The sequence below is a fragment of the Pseudomonas sp. P4_C3 genome (assembly GCF_056402075.1).
The window spans coordinates 1-2,444 of record NZ_JBFUIC010000480.1; the positions used below are offsets into that span (position 1 = coordinate 1).

Here is a 2,444-nt window from a genome sequence, read left to right on the forward strand (position 1 = left end):
GACACGATGCTGAGTAAGGCAATAGGTCTTAATCCAACGCTTTTCTTTCCTATGTGTGTGCACTTTATTGGTGAACAATGTGATCCTATATAACTCTAGTTACTACTCATCGTTACCAGGGGCTCTGATTTGTCAGCCGGCCTGTTTACTATCTCTTCCATTTTCCGTTGAAGTGGAAGATCCGTGGTTAAACGGAGGGTCTGGAATAGGAAACGGTTCAACTTCTATAAAGGCGGCGCTAGGTGAGTACTTTGAAAGACGACATTTTTATATGGAGGTTAAGTCTGACGTAATGGGGGATATCAATCATTCATTGACGAGATTGGAAGCTAGCAAATTTATCTATGCTTTTTCTCAAACTAATGAGAGTAATTTGACATCCGCACAGCTTGCCAAACATTCATATAATTTGACGGAGGTGTTGCGCGTATCGGATTTTTCTTGTTGTCACATACCTACCGCATGTATTTCTCTTAATTATCATAAAATCGAAAGTGAAAATGCAATATATCCTCTGCGAGATACCTGTGGTTGTAGTTTTCATTATCGATTTGAAGATGCAGTATTTGGGTCAATAAAGGAATATTTGGAAAGGCAGTTTCTAGCAAGATTTTGGCTCACAAAAGAATGCGTTCGATTAATTTCGGAGTCTGATATCAAAGTGGCCCTGAGCGAAAGTCGCGTTAGTATGTTATACGGCGCACTATGTAAGTCAGGTGAGATTACGATCATCGATATATCTGATCCTGATTATCCCGGTTCATGTTTGCTGGCTGTTTACGGTCAAAAGGATAGCAAACGTCATGTTAGGTACTGCGCCGGTATGTCGTATGCAGAAACGCAAAGCGCCGCACTTGAAAAGTCGATCCATGAATTGTGGCAAACCTACAGATTTATTGATTTGTTTCGAGCTACTGAGAGTGATGTCGAGGAAGTTGAAGATTCGTATTTAAAATATTTTTTAAGCTGCAATACTTATGAAACATACAAAGAGATAATTTCTGTCAAATCTCGTGGCTTCGACACATCAGAGTCATCGCTTGATTTTAGCTTGTCTGGTCTTTTGGCTACGCTAAAGTCTCAGCAGATTGATGGTTATCTCTATATTAATTCTCTTGCTATGCATAGCGGTTTGTATTTTTTCTGCAAGTTTGTTTCTCCCGATTTATTTCTGCATATGAATAACTCTAGGGGGATAAATTTCCGAAATAAATACTCTGAAAAATTTTTGAGTCAGATACTTTCTGAGCGGAAAAAAATTATGGTTCCATTCCCATGAAAAGGTGACCTATGTCAAATTTTACAATACCAAGATCTTTCGCACTTGCGCGGTTATTTATGAAAGAGCAGCTAAAAGAACCTGTTGCGCTCTTTTGGATAATTGTCTCCCCAGCAGCAACCTATTATTTGCTGGCTTACTCCAGGGGAGGATTTTCTCCTTCGGACATTAGCTATCTAGAAAGCACTTCCTGGTTTTACTCTTATATTTCTTCAAGTGTCGCTTTTTTTGGCTTCTCCTTTTATATCGTGGGTAGAAGGGAAAGCGGATTTATTAGGTCGTTTGTATATGCGTTCGAAGCGAGGCTGATATTTATGTTGGCACAGTTTTTTGCTTATTCGCTTATTGCTTTGATTTACTGTACCGCTTTCTATACGTTGACCTGTTTTCCTTTTGGGGACTTTGATATGGCTGAGCTCTTATTGATTTTTTCTCGGTTTTATATCTGCTATGTGCTGTTTTGTGTGCTCGGGATTTTGTTGAGCTTGTTGCCTGTAAATTTTCAGAACGCCAATACCGTTTTCTCAATAACGTCATTTGGGATGCTTGCGTCAGGTATTCTCAGTATTCACGGCTCGCACCCTGCAATCGATTTTGTCAATGTATTTAATCCACTGTATGTTGCGAATGAAATTATGACTGGAGGTTTTGAAAAACACTCCATTCTGATATTTGGAATTCTAATTTCATTTGTTTTGGTCTTTTTGTTGTCGCTACGATTTATGCGCGTAAATCCAGTGTGGAGTCGATATTAATGGGCATTATTAAAGCTAAATCACTTTGCTTCGGGTTTTCTGAAAAAACAATATTCAATGATGCATCTATCAATGTGGTTCCAGGCTGTATTACCGGTCTACTAGGTCCAAACGGTTCCGGAAAGACAACGTTTTTCGATATTGTGTGTGGCCTGAAAAAGCCGAGTGAAGGACAGCTTGTCAATAGTTTTGTCAGCCGGCTTTATCTATCGCAGACAATCATGACTCCCCCCGTGCTGCGTATGTTCGATATCTTTAAAATGACAACTTTGCTTTGCTCTTCGAACCGAATATCGCAAGAGCAGGCTTTGAAAAAACTCGCTGTGTGGAGCCCAGAAATAGTTGAGCGATATAAGGAAATCTGGATAAAAAAATCTTCCGTGTGTAGTTACGGTGAAAAACGTTGGTTC

Annotated in this window: 3 protein-coding genes; all 3 read left to right on the forward strand. The window is 39.6% G+C overall.

What is annotated here, in order from left to right; translation table 11 throughout:
* The first annotated feature begins 70 nt into the window (after nt 1-70).
* On the forward strand, nt 71-1,279 hold the full coding sequence (locus AC1DVH_RS29590; protein ID WP_477756776.1) for a YcaO-like family protein: 1,209 nt from the start codon (nt 71-73) through the stop codon (nt 1,277-1,279).
* Nucleotides 1,280-1,290: 11 nt separating this feature from the next.
* Complete coding sequence (locus AC1DVH_RS29595) at nt 1,291-2,034, forward strand: ABC transporter permease (RefSeq protein ID WP_477756777.1); 744 nt, start codon at nt 1,291-1,293, stop codon at nt 2,032-2,034.
* Nucleotides 2,034-2,444, forward strand: a 411-nt coding sequence (locus AC1DVH_RS29600; protein ID WP_477756778.1) for an ATP-binding cassette domain-containing protein, incomplete at its 3' end; no start/stop codon positions are given. The genes AC1DVH_RS29595 and AC1DVH_RS29600, both read left to right, overlap by 1 nt.

Coding starts and splice junctions, on each gene's coding strand:
- AC1DVH_RS29595 (WP_477756777.1), top strand. CDS start 1,291: ATGTCAAATTTTACAATACCAAGATCTTTCGCACTTGCGCGGTTATTT.